The sequence below is a fragment of the Roseomonas sp. F4 genome, from assembly GCF_053891155.1.
This window is the reverse complement of record NZ_JBSSHK010000004.1, coordinates 141,817-159,545: the sequence shown is the minus strand read 5'-3', so window position 1 is coordinate 159,545 and position 17,729 is coordinate 141,817. Positions and strand designations below refer to the sequence as shown.

Sequence of the window (17,729 nt, the reverse complement as noted above, 5' to 3'; positions counted from 1 at the left end):
CGTCCTATGGCCGCCCCGGCGCTTGAACCCCTACCCGAATGCCGCGATGGAAGTCCTATGTTCGTCGCACTGAAAACGCCCCTGCTCGCCTCCTCGGTCGCGCTGGTCCTGGCCAACCTGGTGCCGCTGGCCGGCGCGCTGCTGGGCTATTGGTCGAGCTACGAGCTGATGCTGCTGTTCTGGGCCGAGAATGTGGTGATCGGCCTGTTCCAGCTGTTGCGCATGGGCACGGTGCTGGCGCTGCGGCGGGAGATGCAGATGCTGTTCCTGATGCCCTTCTTCGCCGTGCATTATGGACTTTTCACCTATGTCCACGGCTCCTTCCTGACCACGCTTCTTGGCGGCGGGGCGACGCTGGAGGCGGCGGTGGCGCAGCTTCTGTCCCCGGCGGGGCTGCTCTGGGCGCTGCTGGCACTGATCGCCAGCCATGGCCTGTCCTACGCGCTGAATTTCCTGGGCGAAGGTGAGTGGCGGCAGGTGGAGCCCAAGGTGCTGATGAACCAGCCCTATGGCCGGGTGGTGCTGCTGCACATCGTCATCATTTTCGGTGGCGTCATCGCCATGGCCGCGAACGACGCGACCATCGCCCTGGCGATGCTGGTGGTGGCGAAGGTGGTGATGGACCTGCGGGCGCATTGGCGGGGGCATCAGGCCCCCGCCGCGAGTCAGCCCTGATCTTCCAGCCCGAGCGCGCGGATGCGCCCCCGCTCCTCATCCCAGCCGGCGCGTTCCTTCACATTCACAAACAGATGGATGCGCCGCTCCAGCAGCGCCTCCAACTCCCGCCGCGCCGACTGGCCGATCGATTTGATCTTGGCCCCGCCATCGCCGATCAGGATCGCCTTCTGGGTGGCGCGGGTGACGTAGATGGTCACGTCGATCCGGGCGCTGCCGTCCTTGCGCTCCGTCCAGCTTTCCGTCTCCACCGTGGCGTGGTGGGGTACTTCCTCATGCGTCTGGCGCAGCACCTGTTCGCGTACGATCTCGGCGGCCAGCATGCGCTGTGGCAGGTCGGAAAGGTCGTCCTCCGGGAACAGCCACGGGCCTTCAGGCAGGTTGCGCGCCAGCACCTCCAGCACCCGGTCGAGGCCCCTGCCCTTCAGCGCGGAGACCATGAACGTCTCCTGGAAGTCCATGATCTCGTTCAGCGCCTGGGACAGCGGCAGCAGTCGCGGCGGCTCCACCAGGTCCGCCTTGTTCAGCAGCAGCATGGTGGGCCGCTTGCTCTGCTTCAGCTTCTCCGCGATCTCCCGCACCGCATCGGTCAGCCCAGCCCGGGCATCGACGATCAGCACCGCGAGGTCGGCATCCTGCGCGCCACCCCAGGCGGCCGCGACCATGGCGCGGTCCAGACGGCGGCGCGGGGCGAAGATGCCCGGCGTGTCCACCAGGACCAGCTGCGCGAGGCCCTGCATGACCACAGCGCGGATTCGAAAGCGCGTGGTCTGCGGCTTCGGCGAGACGATGGTGACCTTGGTGCCGGTCAGCGCATTCACCAGCGTCGATTTGCCGGCATTCGGCGCGCCGACGATCGCCACCAGCCCGCAGCGGCGCGGACCCTCCACAGACACGGGGGTTTCCGTCTCGCTCATGCCGCACCCAAAATCGTCAACAGCTTCTCCGCGGCCGCCTGCTCGGCGGCCCTTTTGTTGTCGCCCGTCGCCTCCGCCTCCCGCCCCGCCGCCACGACTCGCACCCGGAAGATGGGGCTGTGGGAGGGGCCGGTGGTGGCGACGAGGATATAGTCGGGCAGGCCCAACGCCCGCCCCAAGGTCCATTCCTGCAGCCGGCTCTTCGGCGAGGAGGGCGGGCGGGAGGAAGCTTCCAGGAAGCTCTCCCATTCCCGCCGGATCAGCAGCCGCGCCGGGTCCAACCCGCCATCGACATAAAGCGCGCCCAGCAGCGCCTCCAGCGCATCGGCCAGCACGGACTGCCGGGCCATGACGCCGGCACGCTGTTCGCCCGGCGGCACGCGCAGGGCGGCGCCGAGTTCCATGCGTTCCGCCACCTTGCCCAGCGTCTCGGCCGAGACCAGTGCGCCGAGCCGCTTGCCCAGGGCCCCTTCCCGCTCCCGCGGAAAGCGCTCGGCCAGCCATTCGGCCATCACCAGCGCCAGCACGCGGTCGCCGAGGAATTCCAGCCTTTCATTGCTGTCGAGCTGCTGCTGCTGCGGATTGGCGGCGGAGCGATGGGTCAGCGCCTCCACCAGCAATTCCGGGCGCTGGAAGCGATGCGGCAGGGTGGCGGCGAAATCGCCGAGCGCTGCGTCATGCCCGGCGCGGGTCGTCACAGCCTCCGCCACGCGGCGTGCCTGGTTCCGGTCCTTCCGGCGCTGCGTGCGCTCGATACGGGTCGGATCGGGGCGCGCTTCCTCCGTCGCGGTCACCGTACCGCGCTGAGCAGGCGACTCCAGCGGATTGCCATCGGCCAGGCCCAGACCTCCCACCAGCGGGCGGAGCCGTCGACGGAGAAGAAGATGAACTCCGCGCGCCCCACCAGATTTTCCACCGGGATGAACCCCACCGCATTCTGGGCCCGGCTGTCCAGGCTGTTGTCGCGGTTGTCGCCCATGGCGAAGACATGACCTTCCGGCACCCGGTATTCCTGGGTGTTGTCGAAGGGCTGGTCGTCGGACATTTCGAGGATGTTATGGGCATGGGCGGTCACGCCCGGCTGCGGCGGCAGAAGCTCGCGGTACTCGCGTACCACCAGGCGGGGGCCGTCGCCCTCCACTGTATAGGGGCCGATCAGTTCACGCCGCACGGACTGGCCGTTCAGGTACAGCACGCCGGCCCGGACCTGGATTCGGTCGCCGGGCAGGCCGATGATGCGCTTGATGTAGTCCGTGGAATTGTCACGCGGCAGCTTGAAGACCGCCACGTCGCCACGCTCCGGCAGGCTGCCGAAGATGCGGCCCTGGAACAGGTTCGGGCTGAACGGCATGGAATGCCGCGAATAGCCGTAGGAATATTTCGAGACGAACAGGTAATCGCCCACCAGCAAGGTGGGGATCATGCTGCCGGACGGGATGTTGAAGGGCTCGAAGGCCACCGTGCGGATGCCGATGGCGATCAGCCCCGCATACACCACCGTCTTGATGGATTCGAGCCAGCCGCCCGACTTATGTTTGACCATGGAGGGAATTTGCGCGGGCATCCTCAACGGACGCCCCAATTGCCGGACGCGTCTCTGCGGGGCGGGATAGAGCGCGACGCGGCCTCGCCTGTCAAGGAAGGCAGCATCACGGTGACATACGCGGCAACGGTACCGCGGTGATGATCACCATGGCCTGGGCATAGGGAAATTCGTCCGTCATGGTCAGCGCGACATGGGAGACCAGCCCCGCCGGGGTGATCGCCGCCAGCCGTGCCGCGGCGCCGCCGGTCATCCGCAGGGTCGGCTGGCCGGAGGACAGGTTGACCACGCCCAGATCCCGCCAGAACACCCCGGCCCGGAAGCCGGTGCCGAGCGCCTTGGAGGCGGCCTCCTTCGCCGCATAGCGCTTGGCATAGGTCGCCGCGCGGATCTTCTCCGTCCGCCGTTCCGCCTTGGCGCGCTCGGCCGGGGTGAAGATGCGGTTGAGGAAGCGGTCGCCATATTGGCCGATCACCCGCTCGATCCGGCGGATGTCGATGATGTCGCTGCCGAGGCCTATGATCATGGAGATGTAAAGCTCAGCCCTTGGAACGCTCGACCTGCGCCACGCCTTCCAGGGCGCGCAGGGCGGCGATGATGTTGGACAGGTGGCGCAGGTCCTGCACCTCCACATCCACCGCGATCTCCTGGAAATCCGGGCCGCGATGGACGATGCGGATATTCTCGATGGCACCTTCCTGGCGTGCGATCGATTCGGTGATGGTGGACAGCGCGCCACGCTCGTTGTTGATGACCACCTCGATGCGCCCGGTATGGGCGACACCGCTGCCATCGGCATAGTCCCAGTCCACATCGATGAAGCGTTCCGGGCTTTCGGCGAAGCCCGAGAGGTTGTGGCAGTCGTTCTTATGGACCGTCACGCCCTTGCCCGTGGTGACGATGCCGACGATGCGGTCGCCCGGCAGCGGGTGGCAGCAGCCGGCGAAATGCACCTCCATCCCCGCCACGAGGCCGGTGATGCCCATGGTCACGTCGCGCTTGAAGCCGCCCTTGGCCAGCGGCACCGCGCGGGGGCGGGAACGTGCCAGCGGCAACGGGTCCGCCGCGCGGGGCGGGCCGCGCAGTTCCGGATAGACCGCGTGCAGCACATCCTTGGGCGAGATGGCGCCGGAGGCGACCACCAGGCACAGCTCCTCGAAGCCGGTCTGCTTCAGCGTCTTCAGCACCGGCTCGACGATCTTCTCGGAAAACTCCACCCCCTCCGCCCGGAACACCTTGGCGATGGCGGCGCGGCCTTCCTGCTGCTGCTGCTGGCGCTGCTCGGCATGGACGAAGCGGCGGATGCGGGCGCGGGCCTTGCCGGTGACGACGAAGCGCGCCCATTGCGGATTGGGCGTGCCGCCGCGGGCAGTGATGATCTCCACCTGGTCGCCGTTTTCCAGCGGCGTGCGAAGCGGCTTGATCTGGCCGTTGATCTTGGCGCCGACGCATTGGTCGCCAACCTGGCTGTGCACCTGATAGGCGAAGTCGACACAGGTGGAGCCGCGCGGCAGGGCGATCAGCTCGCCCTTCGGGGTGAAGCAGAACACCTCGTCCCGGTGCAGCTCCATCCGAGTGGCGTCCAGGAATTCCTGCGGCTCGCTGGCCTGTTCCAGGATTTCCAGCAGCGCCTTCACCCAGGGGAAGTTCTGGCGATCCCGCGCCGCCTCTCCGCCCTGCTTGTAGATCCAGTGCGCGGCGACACCGTATTCCGCGACCTCATGCATCTCCCGCGTGCGGATCTGCACCTCGATCTTGGCATTGCGCCGTTCCGGCACGGTCAGGCCGGTATGGATCGACTGGTAGCCATTGGTCTTGGGGGTGGAGATGTAGTCCTTGAACCGCCCCGGCACCACGCGATAGGCCGAATGCAGGATGCCGAGCGCCTGGTAGCAGGCGGCCTTGTCCGGGACGATGACGCGGAAGGCCATGATGTCGGAGAGCTGCTCGAATTCGATGCTCTTGCCGTGCATCTTCAGCCAGATGGAATAGGGCGACTTCTCCCGCCCCGTCAGCTCCAGCAACTCGATCCCCGATTCCTCCAACACCCGGCGGAGGTCGGTGCGGATTTCGGCGATCAGGTCGGCGCCCTGGCCGTAAAGGAAGCCGCGGCGGGCCAGGATGGACTGGAAGGCGTCCGGCTCCAGCTCGCGGAAGGAGAGGGTTTCCAGCTCGGTCTTCAGCGCATCCATGCCGATGCGGCCGGCCAGGGGGGCGAAGATCTCCATCGTCTCCCGCGCCGTCTTGCGGCGGCGGGCTTCCTGCGGGACGAAATGCAGGGTCTGCATGTTGTGCAGCCGGTCGGCGAGCTTGACCAAGAGAACGCGAATATCCTCGCTCATCGCGAGGACCAGTTTCCGGAAGTTCTCCGCCTGCTTGGTGCGTTCGGACTGCAGCTCCAGCCGCGTCAGCTTGGTGACGCCATCCACCAGCCGGCTGACCTCGCGCCCGAAGCGCTTCTCCAACTCGGCCAGGCCGACCTTGGTGTCCTCCGCCACGTCATGCAGCAGGGCCGTGGCGATGGAGGCGACGTCGAGCCGATAATGGATCAGCGTGCGGGCGACCGCGACCGGATGGATGATATAGGGGTCGCCATTGTCGCGCTTCTGCCCCTCATGCGCCGCCACGGCAGTGAGCCAGGCGCGCTCGATCAGGGATGTGTCGGCACGGGGCGAATAGGCGGCGACGAGGCGCGCCAGTTCCTGCCCTATGGTCTCCTGCGCAGGGGCCGGCCCGGCGGGGGCGAGCGGCGGCGCGGCGGGCGGTGGCTCCAGCGCAATACCGGAGGCGGCCGGGGGATCGGCGGGCGCGTTCATCTGCGGCCCATCCGGGCCTTGGTCGGCTGCGCGGGGGAACACCCCCCGCGCGGGCCGCCTGCGGTCAGCGCTTGCCGCCGAGTTCGGCGGCGATCGCCGCCTCGATATCGTCGGCGGAGAGGTCTTCCAGGCCGGCGCCTTCGCCGATCTGCTCCTCGTTCACATCCATGACGCCAAAGATGTTCTCGTCGGTGGCGATGAGGTCGAGCACCTCCTCCTCCGCCGGCTCCGGCTCCGGCGCGCGCTGCAGCGACTTCACTAGGTCGGCCTGAAGCAGGTCGAGGTCGACGGTGGCTTCCGCGATCTCGCGCAGCGCCACGACCGGGTTCTTGTCGTTGTCGCGGTCAAGGGTCAGGTCCTCGCCACGGCTGATGTTGCGGGCGCGCTGCGCGGCATGCAGCACCAGCTCGAAGCGGTTGGGGACGCGGAGGATGCAGTCCTCGACGGTTACGCGCGCCATGGCGGCTCCAATCCCGATGCGGGGGGAATAGTCCGGGGCACCCGATACGCAGACTCTGCGCGCGGGACTCCCCTCCCCACCCTATGGTGAACGCTCCATGTAGCCAGCCGGGGCGCAGCTTGCAAGGCGCGGCTCGTGCCAATCCCGTGGCTCAGCTCAGCACGCGCACCCCGGTGCGATCCGCCTCCGCCAGCAGCGCTGCCACCGTGCTGCCGAGCCTCGGATGCACCCAGTCCGGCGCCACATCCGCCAGCGGTGCCAGGACAAAGGCGCGCAGATGGGCGCGGGGGTGGGGCAGGATGGGGTCGGGCGCGTCGCGCAGCAGCCCGTCCAGATCGATCAGGTCCAGGTCGAGCGTGCGCGGCGCGTTCAGGTAGGGACGCACCCGGCCGAAGCGGGTTTCGATCTCCTGCAAAGCGGCGAGCAGCGCCGCGGGATCCGGTGGCACGGCGCCCGGGCGCGGGGCAAGGCGCGCCATGCCATTGACGTAGTCGGGCGCGCCGGGACTGGGCGGCACAGGGGCTGTGGCGTACCAGCGGGACAGCGCCCGCAGCCGCAGCCCCGGCAAGGCATCCAGCGCGGCGGCGGCGGCCCGGCAGGTGGCCATGGCATTGCGCCCATCCGGGCCGGGCAGGTTGGCGCCAAGGGCGATCAGGATCATATCCGCCGCTCTACTGCCAGTGTTCCGGAAAGACCACGCCTTGAACCCGCCCGAGACGCCCAGCCATGACTGCCCGCTCTGTCCCCGGCTGGTCGAATACCGCCTGGCCAACCGTGCCGCATGGCCGGAGTGGCACAACGGCCCGGTGCCCTGCTGGGGGCCGCAGGATGCGGCGATTCTGGTCGCGGGCCTGGCGCCCGGCGTGCGCGGGGCGAACCGCACCGGCCGCCCCTTCACCGGCGATCACGCCGGCAAGCTGCTCTATGCGACCTTATTGAAGTACGGCTTGGCCCGCGGTGTGTACCGGGAAGATCCGAAGGACGGCATGGAATTGCTGGGCGTGCGTATTGCCAATGCGGTGCGCTGCGTGCCGCCGGCCAACCTGCCGACGCCAGCGGAAATCACCACCTGCAACCGCTTTTTCTCGGCTGAACGGGCGGCGATGCCGAATCTGCGTGTGGTGCTGGCATTAGGCTTGGTCGCCCATAACGCGGTGCTGAAAAGCCATCGCATTCCAGCGGCGCGCCATCGCTTCGCGCACGGCGCTATGCATGCTCTACCTGACGGTACGCTGCTGGCGGACAGCTATCACGTCAGCCGCTACAACACGAATACCGGCCGGCTGACGACGGAGATGTTCGAATCCGTGGTGGCGGAGATTCTCCGTCGCCTGGGTTGAGCGGGCTGGGGAGCGCGGCGCGCCACACCCCCTGCCCCCACCTCAGCGCAGGCCGAGGAAGCTCAGAATGGCAATGACGATGACGACGGCGCCGACGATGTAAACGATGCTGTTCATGAGAATGTCCCTCGGTTCACGACAGCGGGACAACGAGGCAGCAACGTAGAAGTTGCAGACTCCGTATTCAGCCCATCGGACGGCCGCCCAGTGCCGCGTCCACCGCCCGCAGCAGCGCCGGATTGTCCGGCGCGACCGAGGTAGGGAAGCTGCGCACCGCCACCCCATCCCGCGCCACCAGGAACTTGTGAAAATTCCAGCGCGGTGGGCCGCCGGCGCGGGCGGCGAGCCAGGCGAACAAGGGATGCGCCCCAGGCCCGCGCACCGTCGTCAGCCCGGCCATGGGAAAGGTGATGCCGTAGACCGTCTCGCAGAATTCGCGGATTTTCGCCGCCTCGGCGCTCTCCTGCCGGAAGTCATTGGAGGGTACGCCGATCACGGAAAAGCCCTGCGACGCGAAACGGTCATGCAAGCGTTGCAGCCCCTCATATTGCGGGGTGAAGCCGCAGAAGCTGGCGGCATTCACCACCAGCAGCGCCTGACCGCGAAAATCTGCCAGCGGCATAGGGCCGCCCTCCAGCGCCTCCAGCCGGAAGTCGAAGACGTTTGGTGCGGGGGCGGCGGCCATCAGCAGGGGCGTGGCGAGCAGGGCGCGGCGCGAAACCTCAGCCATAACGCTCCTCCATCCAGGGATCGCCGCGATTGTGGTAGCCACGCACCTCCCAGAATCCGGGACGATCCTCGCGCAGCAGCTCGACGCGGGTCAGCCATTTCGGACTCTTCCAGAAATACAGATGCGGCACCACCAGCCGCAGCGGCCCGCCATGCTGGCGTTCCAGTGGCGCCCCCTCCCAGGAATGGGCAAACAGGTTCTCGGGACGCGCGAAATCCTCGATGGCGAGGTTGGTGGTATAGCCGTCGTAGCTGGTGAGGGCGACGAAACGCGCCTCTGCCTTCGGCCGCGCCAGCGCCAGCAGGTCCGGCACTGGCACGCCCTGCCAGCTGTTGTCGTAGCGCGACCATTGGGTGACGCAGTGGATGTCGTTGGTGCGGCTGGCCTGCGGCAGCGCGAGAAACTCATCGAGTGTCAGCCGCAGCGGCGCGGCGACCAGCCCCTCGATCCGCAGGCGGTACTTCTCGCGACTCACATCCGGCTGCACGCCGAGATCGAGCACGGGAAAATCGGTCACCAGGCGCTGGCCCGGCGGCAGGCGATCGGCCTCGGGGGTGGAGGTGGTGCCGGTCAGCAGCCGCCCATCCCGTGCCCAGCCCTGCTTCGCCTCCACCAGCTTCTCACGCAGCTTGCCGGTGAGCTTCACATCCTCGTCGTCGGCCATGGCTTGCTCCTCAGCCCTGATAGGTGCCGATGCCTTGTCCCGATGCAAGGGGCGCCTGCCCAACGATCCGTGAACGGCAAGGGACTTGCCGGATTGTGCGTCTTCCCGCCAACCCTGGCCTATGATCCGCATCAGACCCCTTGGCCTTCTCCTCGCCTGCCTTGCCCTGCCCGGCTGCGGTGCCCTGCTGTCCGAGGGCAGCAGTGCTGCGGCCGGTATCGGTGGCGCCAGCCTGGCGGAGGCGGTGGGCGCCAATGCGGCGGCGACGACGGGCATTGGCCTTGGCGTGCAGGCCGGCGCCCGGGCCGGGCTGCAATATGCCCAGCGCCGCAGCCGCAACGCCGCCCAGCTGCGACTCGCCGCCGTGGCGGGGACGCTGGATGTCGGTGGCGTGACCCGCTGGGACACCGACCATTCCCTGCCGATCGAGCGCGAGGAACGCGGCGAAGTCACCGTGGTCCGCCGCATCGCCGCCGGCGACCTGGATTGCAAGGAGATCGTTTTCTCCGTCGAGGAGCCGCCCGCCCGCGCCTTCTACACGGCCACCATTTGCCGCGACGGCACCATCTGGCGCTGGGCGACCGCCGAACCCGCGACGGAACGCTGGGGCAGCCTGCAGTGAAGCGCCTGGCGCTGTTGCTGGCCCTGGCCCTGCCGGGCTGCGGTCAGGTGCCGGAGATCACCGGCGCGGTCGCCGGCGGTGGCGCCGCGCTGGCCAGCAGCAATCCCGCGCTGGGCTATGCGCTGGGCATCAGCGTCCGCGCCGGCGTCACCGCAGGGATGCAGACAGTCATGCGGTGGCGCAGCACAGAGGAACAGGATGCCCTGGCCGCCGCCATCGGCGGGCTGGATCCGGACAGCACCGGCCGCTGGGCCGTGCGCCATCGCATTCCCATCGGCAACCGCGAGGGGGAGCTGCGGCTGGTGCGAGTGATCGACAGTGCCCTGGCCGAGTGCCGGGAAGCGCTGTTTTCGGTCCAGGGCGAAAGCCAGTGGTTCCTGACCACGGCCTGCCGCCAGGCGGAGGGCTGGAAATGGGCCTCCGCCGAGCCGGCAACGGGGCGCTGGGGCAGCCTGCAATAGTCCCCTAGCGCTCACGCGCGGCATAGCCATGTGCGCCCAAGAAGGGTTCCACCACCGGCCCCCAGACGGCACTACCGCCACGTCCGAAGAACAGGCTGTGCCCATCCTGGCCAAAAGCGGGCAGCGCGGCGAGCTGGGCGTTGCCGCCAGACCCGGTAAAGGCCCCGTGCATCGCGGCGGCCAGCGCCGGCGCGAAGAAGCTGTCATTGGCCGTATAGACCCAGAGCGTCGGCAGCCGCGCGCTGCGCCCGTAATCGCCCGCGGCGACCACCAGCTGGTCCGGGGTGCAAACCGTGTTGGGTTGCCCCCCGGCCCAGCCGCCCCTTCCGCCCGCCATGTTCAGCACGGCCACCACCCCCTCCGGCGGGTTCGCCGCCAGGGCCAGCGCGCCCCAGCCGCCGGCCGACTGCCCCACCACCAGCACGCCCTGCGGCCGGATGCCGGGCAGCCGCCGCCCATATTCCACCGTTGCGGCGATGTCCCGCGCGCTCTGCCGGCCACCTGCCGCGTAGTCCGGCGTGGCGCAGCGGCCATAGGTTTCGGCCCATTCACCGCCCGCCGCGCCATAGCCCCGGCGCAGCGGCAGCAGCACGGCGAAGCCGCGATCGAGGAACCAGCGCACCGCCTCCGCCGTGCAAGCCGTTGGCTGCATGGTGGCGCGGGCGGCGGCATTGGCGGGCGAGCCGTGGTTGATGACAGCGAGCGGCGCGGGGCCGGCGGCTTCCGGCCGGCAGAGCCGCGCCTCGATGGTCCGGCCCGTGCCGGGGACCTCGATGGCCAGCAGGCCGGGATCGGCCGCTGGAGTCTGGGCGCTGGCGCATCCGACGGCCAGCAGGAGGATCAGGATCGGAGCGAGGTTGCGCATGCCGCAGCCTCGCGATCCTTTCGGAGTCGCGTCGAGGGGCTTTCAGCCCCGGTCGCGCATCAGCCTCGCCTTGTCGCGCGACCAGTCGCGTTCCGCGATGGCGGCACGCTTGTCGTGCTTCTTCTTGCCCTCGCCCACGCCGAGCATGATCTTGGCCACGCCGCGTTCATTGAACTGGATGGCCAGCGGCACCAGCGAAATGCCATCCCGGGCGATGCTCGCCGAAAGCTCCTTCACCTGCTTGCGGTGCAGCAGCAGCTTGCGCGGGCGACGCGGCTCGAAGGTGGCGACATGGCTGCCGGCCTGCCATTCGGGGATGTAGCAGTTGAACAGCCACATCTCCCCGTCCCGCTCGCCGGCCCAGGCCTCGGTCAGGGTGGCGCGGCCGGCGCGCAGCGACTTCACCTCCGGCCCCACCAGCATCACGCCGGCCTCGATCTCCTCGCCGATCTTGTAGTCGTAGCGGGCCTTGCGGTTCTGGGCGGCGATGCCGTGGCTGATGAGGGCGCTTTTCTTCTTGGGCTCTGCCATCAGTTCAGCAATCCGGCGCCCGTCATGGCGGCACGAACGCGGGTGCGCGTCGCCTCCGCCACCGGGGCCATGGGCAGGCGGCAATGGTCGGTGCCGCGGCCGAGCAGGCTTGCGGCCACCTTCACCGGGCCGGGCGAGGTCTCGCAGAACATGGCGTCATGCACCGGGGTCAGCCGGGCCTGGATCGCCATGGCGTCCTTGATGCGCCCCTCGGCCCAGGCGTCATGCATCTCCCGGCACAGGCGCGGCGCGATGTTGCCCGTCACGCTGATGCAGCCATGTCCGCCGGCCGCGAGGAAGGCGAGCGCGGTATGGTCCTCGCCCGACAACTGGCAGAAATCCGGGCCGATGGCGGCGGTGGTGTGCAGCGGGCGGGTCAGGTTGGCGGTGGCATCCTTCACACCGACGATATTCGGGTGCTTGGCCAGCCGCGCCATGGTCTCCACGGACATGTCCACCACGCTTCGCGGCGGAATGTTATAGATCAAGATCGGCAGCTCCACCGCATCGGCGATCGCCATGAAATGGCGGTACATGCCTTCCTGGGTCGGCTTGTTGTAATAGGGCGTCACCACCAACGCCGCATCCGCCCCCGCCGCCTTGGCGTGGCGCGTGAGGTCCACGGCCTCGGACGTGCTGTTGGAGCCGGTGCCGGCGATCACCGGCACGCGGCCGGCGGCGGCGGCGATGCACAGATCGACCACCTGGTGGTGCTCGGCATGGCTCAGCGTCGGGCTCTCGCCCGTGGTGCCCACCGGGATAAGGCCCTGGGTGCCTTCCGCGATCTGCCACTTCACGAAATCCTGGAAAGCCTTGGCGTCCAGGGTTCCGTCCTCCTGCATGGGCGTGATCAACGCCACCAGCGATCCCCTGAACATGTTTTTTCCGGTCATTCCAGCGTGGTTGAGTGGGCCAAAGAACCTAATGGCCCGGGCTCGGCACGACAAGGGCGCGAGACGCGGCGCGATTTGCGCTAGACTACCTGCATGCGCCGTATCCCCCTGCTCCTCCTGCTTCTCGCTCTCGCAACCCCGGCCATGGCACAGCCTTGGGCAAGCGATTCGGCGCGTGTCGCCGGCCGCCAGGCGCTGGAGGCATTGCGCCAGAACCGCTTCCTGGAAGCCGACAGCCTGTCGCTGGCCGCCGATCCGGTGGTGCGCAAGCTGGTGGTCTGGAGCCGGGTGCAGAACCGAAATGGCGGGGCCAGCGCCGCGGAGATCGTGTCCTGGCTGGACGCCAACCCCGACTGGCCAATGCCCATCACCGTCGCCACCCGGGCGGAGGAAGCGCTGGTCGGCGATGCCGATGACACACTGGTGCTGCGCCAGTTCGGCCGTAGCGCGCCGCGCACCCTGCCCGGCGCGCTGCGCTTCGCCGATGCGCTGGCGCGCGCCGGCCGAACGGCGGAGGCAACGACCGCGATCCGCGCCGGCTGGCGCGATGCCGATGGCGACGGTTTTGCCGAGCAGGATGTGCAGGCCCGCTACGGCATCGCGCTGACCTCCGCCGACCATGCGGCCCGCGCGGACCGCCTCGCCTGGGCCGGGCAGACGGGCGCCGCCGCGCGGCTCCTTCCCATGCTGGATGCCAATGCCCGCGCGGCGCTGGAAGCGCGGCTTGCCGCCACCGCCAATGCCGGCCCGCAGCGCCATATCGGCGCCGCGCATGACACCGCCCGCCTGCTGCGCCGTGCCGAGCGCGATGCCGAGGCCGCCGCCGTTTGGCAGGCCGCCGAGCCGCTGCAGCGCGACCTCTCACCCGCCGCGCAGCGCGCCATCTGGGTCGAACGCCAGGTGCTGTCGCGCAAGCTGCTGCGCCTGGGCGACCCCGCCAGCGCCTATCGCCTCGCCGCCAATCACGGCCAGTCCGAGCCCGGCGAACCGCGGCAGGAGGCGGAATTCCTCGCCGGCTTCATCGCACTGCGTGTGCTGAACCAGCCGGCCCAGGCGCTGGGCCACTTCGCCCGCGTCGGCGAGGGCAGCCGCAGCGTCATCACCCGCGCCCGCGGCGCCTATTGGGAAGGTGCGGCGCTGGCCAGCCTTGGCCGCACCGGCGAGGCCCAGGCGAAGTGGCGGGAAGCGGCGACGCTGCCCACCGCCTTCTACGGCCAACTCGCCAGTGTCTCGCTGGGCGAGAGTCCGGCCCAGCTCGCCGCCCGCATTGCCGGCGTGCCAAGCCCGGCCCCGCCGCAGGAGGGTGGCGTGCGTTTCCTGGGGCGGGAGCTGGTGCGGGCGGTGATCGCGCTGTCCGACCTTGGCCAGTCCGACCGCGCCCGCATCTTCCTGCTGCGGTTGGAGGAGCTGGCGCCGGAGCCTTCCGACCATTGGCTGATCGCCCGGCTGGGGGTGGCCATCGGACGGCCGGATCACGCCGTCTGGGTGGCGCGACGGGCGGGGGCGGATGGGGTGATGCTGCTGGAAGATGGCTGGCCCACCCCCTACCCCGCGCCCACCGATGGCGCGGAGCCGGCGCTGGTCCATGCCATCACGCGGCAGGAAAGCAATTTCGACCTCTCGGCCGTGTCCTCCGCCAATGCGCGCGGGCCGATGCAGCTTCTGCCCGCCACCGCCGCCAGCGTGGCCCGGCGGCTGGGCGTGCCGCATACGACGGCGATGCTGACCACCGATGCGGCGCATAACCTGCGGCTCGGCAGCGCCTTCATCAACCAGATGCTGGAGCGCTTCGGCGGCGCCATGCCGCTGGCCGCCGCCGGCTACAATGCCGGGCCCGGGCGCGTTGACCAGTGGCTCGGCACCTATGGCGATCCGCGCACGCCGGAAGGGCCGCATATCCTGGACTGGATGGAGCAGATCCCCTTCGGCGAGACGCGCAACTACGTGCAGCGGGTGATCGAGAATGTGGTGGTCTATCGCGCCCGCAACCCCGCCACCGGCGACCTGCCGCATCCGCTGGCCAGCCTGATGGCCGGCCGCCGATGAAGCGGGTCTTTTTCCACGCTCGCGATGGGCTGAAGCTCGCCGCGCTGGACCATCCGGGGCCGGAGGGTCGGACGCCGATCCTCTGCCTGCACGGGCTGACCCGCACTTCGGAAGACTTCGACCTGCTGGCGGACCGCCATGCCGGCAAGCGGCGTGTGCTGGCGCTGGATTTCGCCGGGCATGGCGAAAGCGCCCGCGCGCCGGATGTGGCGCGCTATGGCGTGGAAGACAGCCTGCGCGACGTGCTGGACGCCATGGCCGCGCTGCATTGCCACCGCGCCGTGGTGGTTGGCACCAGCTTCGGCGGCATCCTGGCCATGATCATGGGCGTTCTGCGCCCGACCGCGCTCACCGGCGTGGTGCTGAATGATGTGGGGCCGGTGCTGGAGCCTGTGGCGCTGGACCATGTCAGGGATTTTGTCGGCCATGACCCGGCGCTGCCGGGGCTGGAAGCGGCGGTGGCCCATCTCAAGGCCGTGCTGCCGCCGCTGGTGATGGACGAGGCCGGCTGGCGCCGCTTCGCCGCCGGCACCTTCCGAGCCGGGCCGGATGGCGCCTGGCACCCGCGCTGGGACATCCGCATCGCCCGGGCGATGGCGGCCGCCGGCGCCATGCCCGACCTGTGGCCCGCCTTCGGCGCGCTGGCCCATGCGCCGCTGATGCTGGTGCGTGGCGCGCTGTCCACCCTGCTGTCGGAGGACACGGCCCTGCGGATGGGCGAGTTGCGCCAGGACATGCGCTTCGTCGAGATCGCGGAAACCGGCCATTGCCCGACGCTGGAGGAACCGGCGGCCATCGCCGCCCTCGACGCCTTCCTCGACCGCATTCCATGACCCCTGCCCTGATGGTGGCGACGCTGGGCGGCGTCGGCCGGCTGCGGCCGGGGCCTGGCACCTGGGGCTCCGCCATCGTGCTGCCGGCGCTGTGGCTGGGGCCGGTCGCCTGCCTCGGCCTCGCGGCGCTGTGCCTGGTGGCGGGCTGGTGGGCGGCCGGCGAGGTGCTGCGCGACGGCGTGGAGGACCCCGGCTGGTTCGTGGCGGATGAGGGGGCGGGCATGCTACTGGCGCTGGCCGCCCTGCCGGCCACCACCCTGCCCGGCGCCCTGCTGGCCTTCGCCCTGTTCCGGCTGCTGGACATCGCGAAACCCTGGCCGATTTCCTGGTTCGACCGGCAGCCCGGCGCCTTCGGCGTGATGCTGGATGATGTGATCGCCGGTGCCATCGCCGGCGCGGCGCTGCTGGCCTTTCATGCGTTTTTTCCGGGAGTGCTGACGTGATGCTGCCCGCCACCACGCTGGAGGATGCGCAACGCCTGCTGGCCGAGTTACAGGCGCGCGGCATGACGCTGGCCACGGCGGAATCCTGCACCGGCGGGCTGATCGCCGCGGCGCTGACCGCCATCCCCGGCTCCTCCGCCACCCTGCTCGCCGGCTATGTCACCTATTCCAATGAGGCCAAGACGGCGATGGTCGGCGTGCCAGCGGCGCTGATCGACAGCGTCGGGGCGGTGAGTGAAGCCGTGGCCCGTCGCATGGCCGAAGGCGCCCTGCGGGCCAGCGGCGCCAGCCTCGCCATCTCCTGCACCGGAATCGCCGGGCCAGGCGGCGGCAGCGCGGCCAAGCCAGTGGGGCTGGTGCATATGGCCTGCGCCCGCGACGGTCTGCGCACGTTGTCCCTGAAAAAGATCTTCCCCGGCGACCGCACGGCGATCCGCGCCGCCACCGTCGCCGCCGCCTTCACCCTGATCCGCCGCGCCTTGGAGCCCACTGCATGAGCCAGACCGACCAGATTCTCGCCGCCCTGGATGCCGATCGCGACGCCGCGGTGGCGCGGCTGGTGGAGTGGCTGCGCATCCCCTCCATCAGCGCGCAGCCCGACCATGCGGGGGATTGCGTGCGCGCCGCCGAATGGGTGCGCGACCAGCTTCTGGAACTCGGCTTCGAGGCCAGCCTGCGGCAGACGCCGAAGCACCCCGTGGTGGTGGCGCATCACCCCGGCCCGGCCGGCGGCGCCAAGCGGCACCTGCTCTATTACGGCCATTACGACGTGCAGCCGCCGGACCCGCTGGAGCTGTGGACCAGCCCGCCCTTCGAGCCGGTGCTGGTGGATGGCCCGCATGGCCAGCGCGTGGTCGCGCGCGGCGCGGTGGACGACAAGGGCCAGACCTTGATGTGGATCGACGCGCTGCGCGCCTGGAACAAGGTGGCCGGCGGCCCGCCCTGCGCCATCACCGCGGTGATCGAGGGCGAGGAGGAAATCGGCTCCCCCAACCTCGCCCCCTTCATGGCGGCGAATGTCGCGGAGCTGAAGGCGGATGTCGCGATCATCAGCGACACCGGCATGTGGGACATCGACACGCCGGCGCTGAGCACCCGGCTGCGCGGCATGTGCTTCGTGCAGCTCGACATCAAGGCGGCGAACCGCGACCTGCATTCCGGCATGTATGGCGGCAGCGCGCTGAACCCAAACAACCTGATCACCAGGATCCTGGGCGACCTGCACGATGCCAATGGTCGTGTGCAGCTTCCGGGCTTCTATGACGGCATCCCCGATCTGACGCCCGAGCTGCGCGCGCAATGGCAGGCGCTGGGCTTTTCGGAGCACGACTTCCTGGGCGCCATCGGGCTCTCGGTGCCGGTGGGGGAGAAGGATCGCGGCGCGCTGGAGCGGCTCTGGGCGCGGCCGACGGCCGATATCAACGGCATCTGGGGCGGCTATACCGGCGCCGGCAGCAAGACCGTCATCCCCAGCGAGGCGCATGCCAAGATCACCTTCCGGCTCGTGCCCGGCCAGCACCATGAGAAGGTTTTTGCGGCCTTCCAGGAATTCGTGCGGGCACGGCTTCCCGCCGATGCGACCGCCACCTTCCAGGGCGGCGGCGCCAGCCCGGGGATCGAGGTGCCGGCGGACAGTGAATTCGTGAAGGCGGCGCAGGCTGCGCTGGCCGACGAATATGGCCGGCCGGCCGCGATGATCGGCTGCGGCGGGTCCATCCCCATCGTGTCCTCGATGAAGGACGTTCTGGGACTGGATACCGTGCTGATGGGCTTCGGGCTTGAGGATGACCAGGTGCACAGCCCGAACGAGAAGTTCGACCTGCGCTGCTTCCACCAGGGTGCCCGCAGCCATGCGCGGCTGCTGGCAAAGCTGGCCGGATAATCCGCGCG

Annotated in this window: 21 protein-coding genes; 9 read left to right on the top strand and 12 right to left on the bottom strand. The window is 69.5% G+C overall.

Features of this window, described 5'->3' with window-relative positions; translation table 11 throughout:
- The first annotated feature begins 57 nt into the window (after positions 1–57).
- Positions 58–675 carry a DUF6498-containing protein gene (locus ACVFYP_RS17185; protein ID WP_499201424.1) on the top strand — a complete coding sequence of 206 codons (618 nt, stop codon included), beginning with the start codon at positions 58–60 and terminating at the stop codon, positions 673–675.
- Here ACVFYP_RS17185 and era read toward each other — a convergent pair.
- The 7 genes from era to folK form a co-directional block, all read right to left on the bottom strand.
- Positions 666–1,592 carry a GTPase Era gene (era, locus tag ACVFYP_RS17180; RefSeq protein WP_499201423.1) on the bottom strand — a complete coding sequence of 309 codons (927 nt, stop codon included), beginning with the start codon at positions 1,590–1,592 and terminating at the stop codon, positions 666–668. The genes ACVFYP_RS17185 and era overlap by 10 nt on opposite strands.
- Positions 1,589–2,290, bottom strand: a complete 702-nt coding sequence (gene rnc, locus ACVFYP_RS17175; RefSeq protein ID WP_499201920.1) for a ribonuclease III — start codon at positions 2,288–2,290, stop codon at positions 1,589–1,591. Before rnc ends, era begins: the two co-directional genes overlap by 4 nt.
- A gap of 92 nt (positions 2,291–2,382) precedes the next feature.
- On the bottom strand, positions 2,383–3,135 hold the full coding sequence (lepB, locus tag ACVFYP_RS17170; protein WP_499201422.1) for a signal peptidase I: 753 nt from the start codon (positions 3,133–3,135) through the stop codon (positions 2,383–2,385).
- A gap of 106 nt (positions 3,136–3,241) precedes the next feature.
- Positions 3,242–3,661 (bottom strand): holo-ACP synthase, encoded by a 420-nt coding sequence (acpS, locus tag ACVFYP_RS17165; protein WP_499201421.1) that lies wholly within the window; start codon positions 3,659–3,661, stop codon positions 3,242–3,244.
- A gap of 13 nt (positions 3,662–3,674) precedes the next feature.
- Complete coding sequence (locus tag ACVFYP_RS17160; protein ID WP_499201420.1) at positions 3,675–5,951, bottom strand: RelA/SpoT family protein; 2,277 nt, start codon at positions 5,949–5,951, stop codon at positions 3,675–3,677.
- 64 nt (positions 5,952–6,015) lie between these two features.
- Positions 6,016–6,411, bottom strand: coding sequence for a DNA-directed RNA polymerase subunit omega (gene rpoZ / locus ACVFYP_RS17155; protein ID WP_499201419.1), 396 nt, complete (start codon positions 6,409–6,411; stop codon positions 6,016–6,018).
- A gap of 151 nt (positions 6,412–6,562) precedes the next feature.
- Positions 6,563–7,072, bottom strand: coding sequence for a 2-amino-4-hydroxy-6-hydroxymethyldihydropteridine diphosphokinase (gene folK, locus ACVFYP_RS17150; protein ID WP_499201418.1), 510 nt, complete (start codon positions 7,070–7,072; stop codon positions 6,563–6,565).
- 40 nt (positions 7,073–7,112) lie between these two features.
- On the opposite strand from folK, the gene ACVFYP_RS17145 reads away from it, so the two are divergent.
- Positions 7,113–7,751 carry a uracil-DNA glycosylase gene (locus tag ACVFYP_RS17145; RefSeq protein ID WP_499201417.1) on the top strand — a complete coding sequence of 213 codons (639 nt, stop codon included), beginning with the start codon at positions 7,113–7,115 and terminating at the stop codon, positions 7,749–7,751.
- A 184-nt stretch (positions 7,752–7,935) separates the two neighbouring features.
- Here ACVFYP_RS17145 and ACVFYP_RS17140 read toward each other — a convergent pair whose 3' ends face one another.
- Together ACVFYP_RS17140 and ACVFYP_RS17135 are read right to left on the bottom strand one after the other, a co-directional pair.
- Positions 7,936–8,481 carry a glutathione peroxidase gene (locus ACVFYP_RS17140; protein ID WP_499201416.1) on the bottom strand — a complete coding sequence of 182 codons (546 nt, stop codon included), beginning with the start codon at positions 8,479–8,481 and terminating at the stop codon, positions 7,936–7,938.
- Positions 8,474–9,145: a sulfite oxidase-like oxidoreductase gene (locus tag ACVFYP_RS17135; RefSeq protein ID WP_499201415.1), complete on the bottom strand. Its 672-nt coding sequence runs from the start codon at positions 9,143–9,145 to the stop codon at positions 8,474–8,476. Before ACVFYP_RS17135 ends, ACVFYP_RS17140 begins: the two co-directional genes overlap by 8 nt.
- Positions 9,146–9,266: 121 nt before the next feature.
- Between ACVFYP_RS17135 and ACVFYP_RS17130 the strand changes: the two genes are divergently transcribed.
- Both ACVFYP_RS17130 and ACVFYP_RS17125 read left to right on the top strand, forming a co-directional pair.
- Positions 9,267–9,767: a hypothetical protein gene (locus tag ACVFYP_RS17130; RefSeq protein ID WP_499201414.1), complete on the top strand. Its 501-nt coding sequence runs from the start codon at positions 9,267–9,269 to the stop codon at positions 9,765–9,767.
- Entirely contained in the window at positions 9,764–10,228 is a 465-nt protein-coding gene (locus ACVFYP_RS17125; RefSeq protein WP_499201413.1) for a hypothetical protein, read from the top strand. Before ACVFYP_RS17130 ends, ACVFYP_RS17125 begins: the two co-directional genes overlap by 4 nt.
- A 4-nt stretch (positions 10,229–10,232) precedes the next feature.
- Here ACVFYP_RS17125 and ACVFYP_RS17120 read toward each other — a convergent pair whose 3' ends face one another.
- Genes ACVFYP_RS17120 through dapA form a run of 3 tightly spaced genes read right to left on the bottom strand, consistent with a single transcriptional unit; the run spans position 10,233 to position 12,502 of the window.
- On the bottom strand, positions 10,233–11,093 hold the full coding sequence (locus tag ACVFYP_RS17120) for an alpha/beta hydrolase family protein (protein WP_499201412.1): 861 nt from the start codon (positions 11,091–11,093) through the stop codon (positions 10,233–10,235).
- A 42-nt stretch (positions 11,094–11,135) separates the two neighbouring features.
- Positions 11,136–11,624 (bottom strand): SsrA-binding protein SmpB, encoded by a 489-nt coding sequence (gene smpB, locus ACVFYP_RS17115; RefSeq protein ID WP_499201411.1) that lies wholly within the window; start codon positions 11,622–11,624, stop codon positions 11,136–11,138.
- Positions 11,624–12,502, bottom strand: coding sequence for a 4-hydroxy-tetrahydrodipicolinate synthase (gene dapA / locus ACVFYP_RS17110; RefSeq protein ID WP_499201410.1), 879 nt, complete (start codon positions 12,500–12,502; stop codon positions 11,624–11,626). Before dapA ends, smpB begins: the two co-directional genes overlap by 1 nt.
- A gap of 159 nt (positions 12,503–12,661) precedes the next feature.
- Here dapA and ACVFYP_RS17105 point away from each other — a divergent pair, with 159 nt between their 5' ends.
- From ACVFYP_RS17105 to ACVFYP_RS17085, 5 genes are read left to right on the top strand one after another with little or no spacing between them, the layout of a single operon-like run.
- A complete protein-coding gene (locus ACVFYP_RS17105) occupies positions 12,662–14,563 on the top strand; it encodes a lytic transglycosylase domain-containing protein (protein WP_499201409.1) in 1,902 nt (633 codons plus the stop codon).
- A complete protein-coding gene (locus ACVFYP_RS17100) occupies positions 14,560–15,396 on the top strand; it encodes an alpha/beta fold hydrolase (RefSeq protein WP_499201408.1) in 837 nt (278 codons plus the stop codon). The genes ACVFYP_RS17105 and ACVFYP_RS17100 overlap by 4 nt, the downstream gene beginning before the upstream one ends.
- Complete coding sequence (locus tag ACVFYP_RS17095; protein ID WP_499201407.1) at positions 15,393–15,839, top strand: phosphatidylglycerophosphatase A family protein; 447 nt, start codon at positions 15,393–15,395, stop codon at positions 15,837–15,839. Before ACVFYP_RS17100 ends, ACVFYP_RS17095 begins: the two co-directional genes overlap by 4 nt.
- Positions 15,839–16,336, top strand: coding sequence for a CinA family protein (locus ACVFYP_RS17090; protein ID WP_499201919.1), 498 nt, complete (start codon positions 15,839–15,841; stop codon positions 16,334–16,336). The genes ACVFYP_RS17095 and ACVFYP_RS17090 overlap by 1 nt, the downstream gene beginning before the upstream one ends.
- Positions 16,333–17,721 carry a dipeptidase gene (locus tag ACVFYP_RS17085; RefSeq protein ID WP_499201406.1) on the top strand — a complete coding sequence of 463 codons (1,389 nt, stop codon included), beginning with the start codon at positions 16,333–16,335 and terminating at the stop codon, positions 17,719–17,721. Before ACVFYP_RS17090 ends, ACVFYP_RS17085 begins: the two co-directional genes overlap by 4 nt.
- The last annotated feature ends 8 nt before the right edge of the window (positions 17,722–17,729 follow it).

Bases quoted from the DNA above. Each gene is read 5' to 3' on its own strand.
- ACVFYP_RS17185 (WP_499201424.1), top strand. From the start codon at position 58: ATGTTCGTCGCACTGAAAACGCCCCTGCTCGCCTCCTCGGTCGCGCTG.
- era (WP_499201423.1), bottom strand. From the start codon at position 1,592: ATGAGCGAGACGGAAACCCCCGTGTCTGTGGAGGGTCCGCGCCGCTGC.
- lepB (WP_499201422.1), bottom strand. From the start codon at position 3,135: ATGGTCAAACATAAGTCGGGCGGCTGGCTCGAATCCATCAAGACGGTG.
- acpS (WP_499201421.1), bottom strand. From the start codon at position 3,661: ATGATCATAGGCCTCGGCAGCGACATCATCGACATCCGCCGGATCGAG.
- ACVFYP_RS17160 (WP_499201420.1), bottom strand. From the start codon at position 5,951: ATGAACGCGCCCGCCGATCCCCCGGCCGCCTCCGGTATTGCGCTGGAG.
- rpoZ (WP_499201419.1), bottom strand. From the start codon at position 6,411: ATGGCGCGCGTAACCGTCGAGGACTGCATCCTCCGCGTCCCCAACCGC.
- folK (WP_499201418.1), bottom strand. From the start codon at position 7,072: ATGATCCTGATCGCCCTTGGCGCCAACCTGCCCGGCCCGGATGGGCGC.
- ACVFYP_RS17140 (WP_499201416.1), bottom strand. From the start codon at position 8,481: ATGGCTGAGGTTTCGCGCCGCGCCCTGCTCGCCACGCCCCTGCTGATG.
- ACVFYP_RS17135 (WP_499201415.1), bottom strand. From the start codon at position 9,145: ATGGCCGACGACGAGGATGTGAAGCTCACCGGCAAGCTGCGTGAGAAG.
- ACVFYP_RS17130 (WP_499201414.1), top strand. From the start codon at position 9,267: ATGATCCGCATCAGACCCCTTGGCCTTCTCCTCGCCTGCCTTGCCCTG.
- ACVFYP_RS17120 (WP_499201412.1), bottom strand. From the start codon at position 11,093: ATGCGCAACCTCGCTCCGATCCTGATCCTCCTGCTGGCCGTCGGATGC.
- smpB (WP_499201411.1), bottom strand. From the start codon at position 11,624: ATGGCAGAGCCCAAGAAGAAAAGCGCCCTCATCAGCCACGGCATCGCC.
- dapA (WP_499201410.1), bottom strand. From the start codon at position 12,502: ATGTTCAGGGGATCGCTGGTGGCGTTGATCACGCCCATGCAGGAGGAC.
- ACVFYP_RS17105 (WP_499201409.1), top strand. From the start codon at position 12,662: ATGGCACAGCCTTGGGCAAGCGATTCGGCGCGTGTCGCCGGCCGCCAG.
- ACVFYP_RS17100 (WP_499201408.1), top strand. From the start codon at position 14,560: ATGAAGCGGGTCTTTTTCCACGCTCGCGATGGGCTGAAGCTCGCCGCG.
- ACVFYP_RS17095 (WP_499201407.1), top strand. From the start codon at position 15,393: ATGACCCCTGCCCTGATGGTGGCGACGCTGGGCGGCGTCGGCCGGCTG.
- ACVFYP_RS17090 (WP_499201919.1), top strand. From the start codon at position 15,839: ATGCTGCCCGCCACCACGCTGGAGGATGCGCAACGCCTGCTGGCCGAG.
- ACVFYP_RS17085 (WP_499201406.1), top strand. From the start codon at position 16,333: ATGAGCCAGACCGACCAGATTCTCGCCGCCCTGGATGCCGATCGCGAC.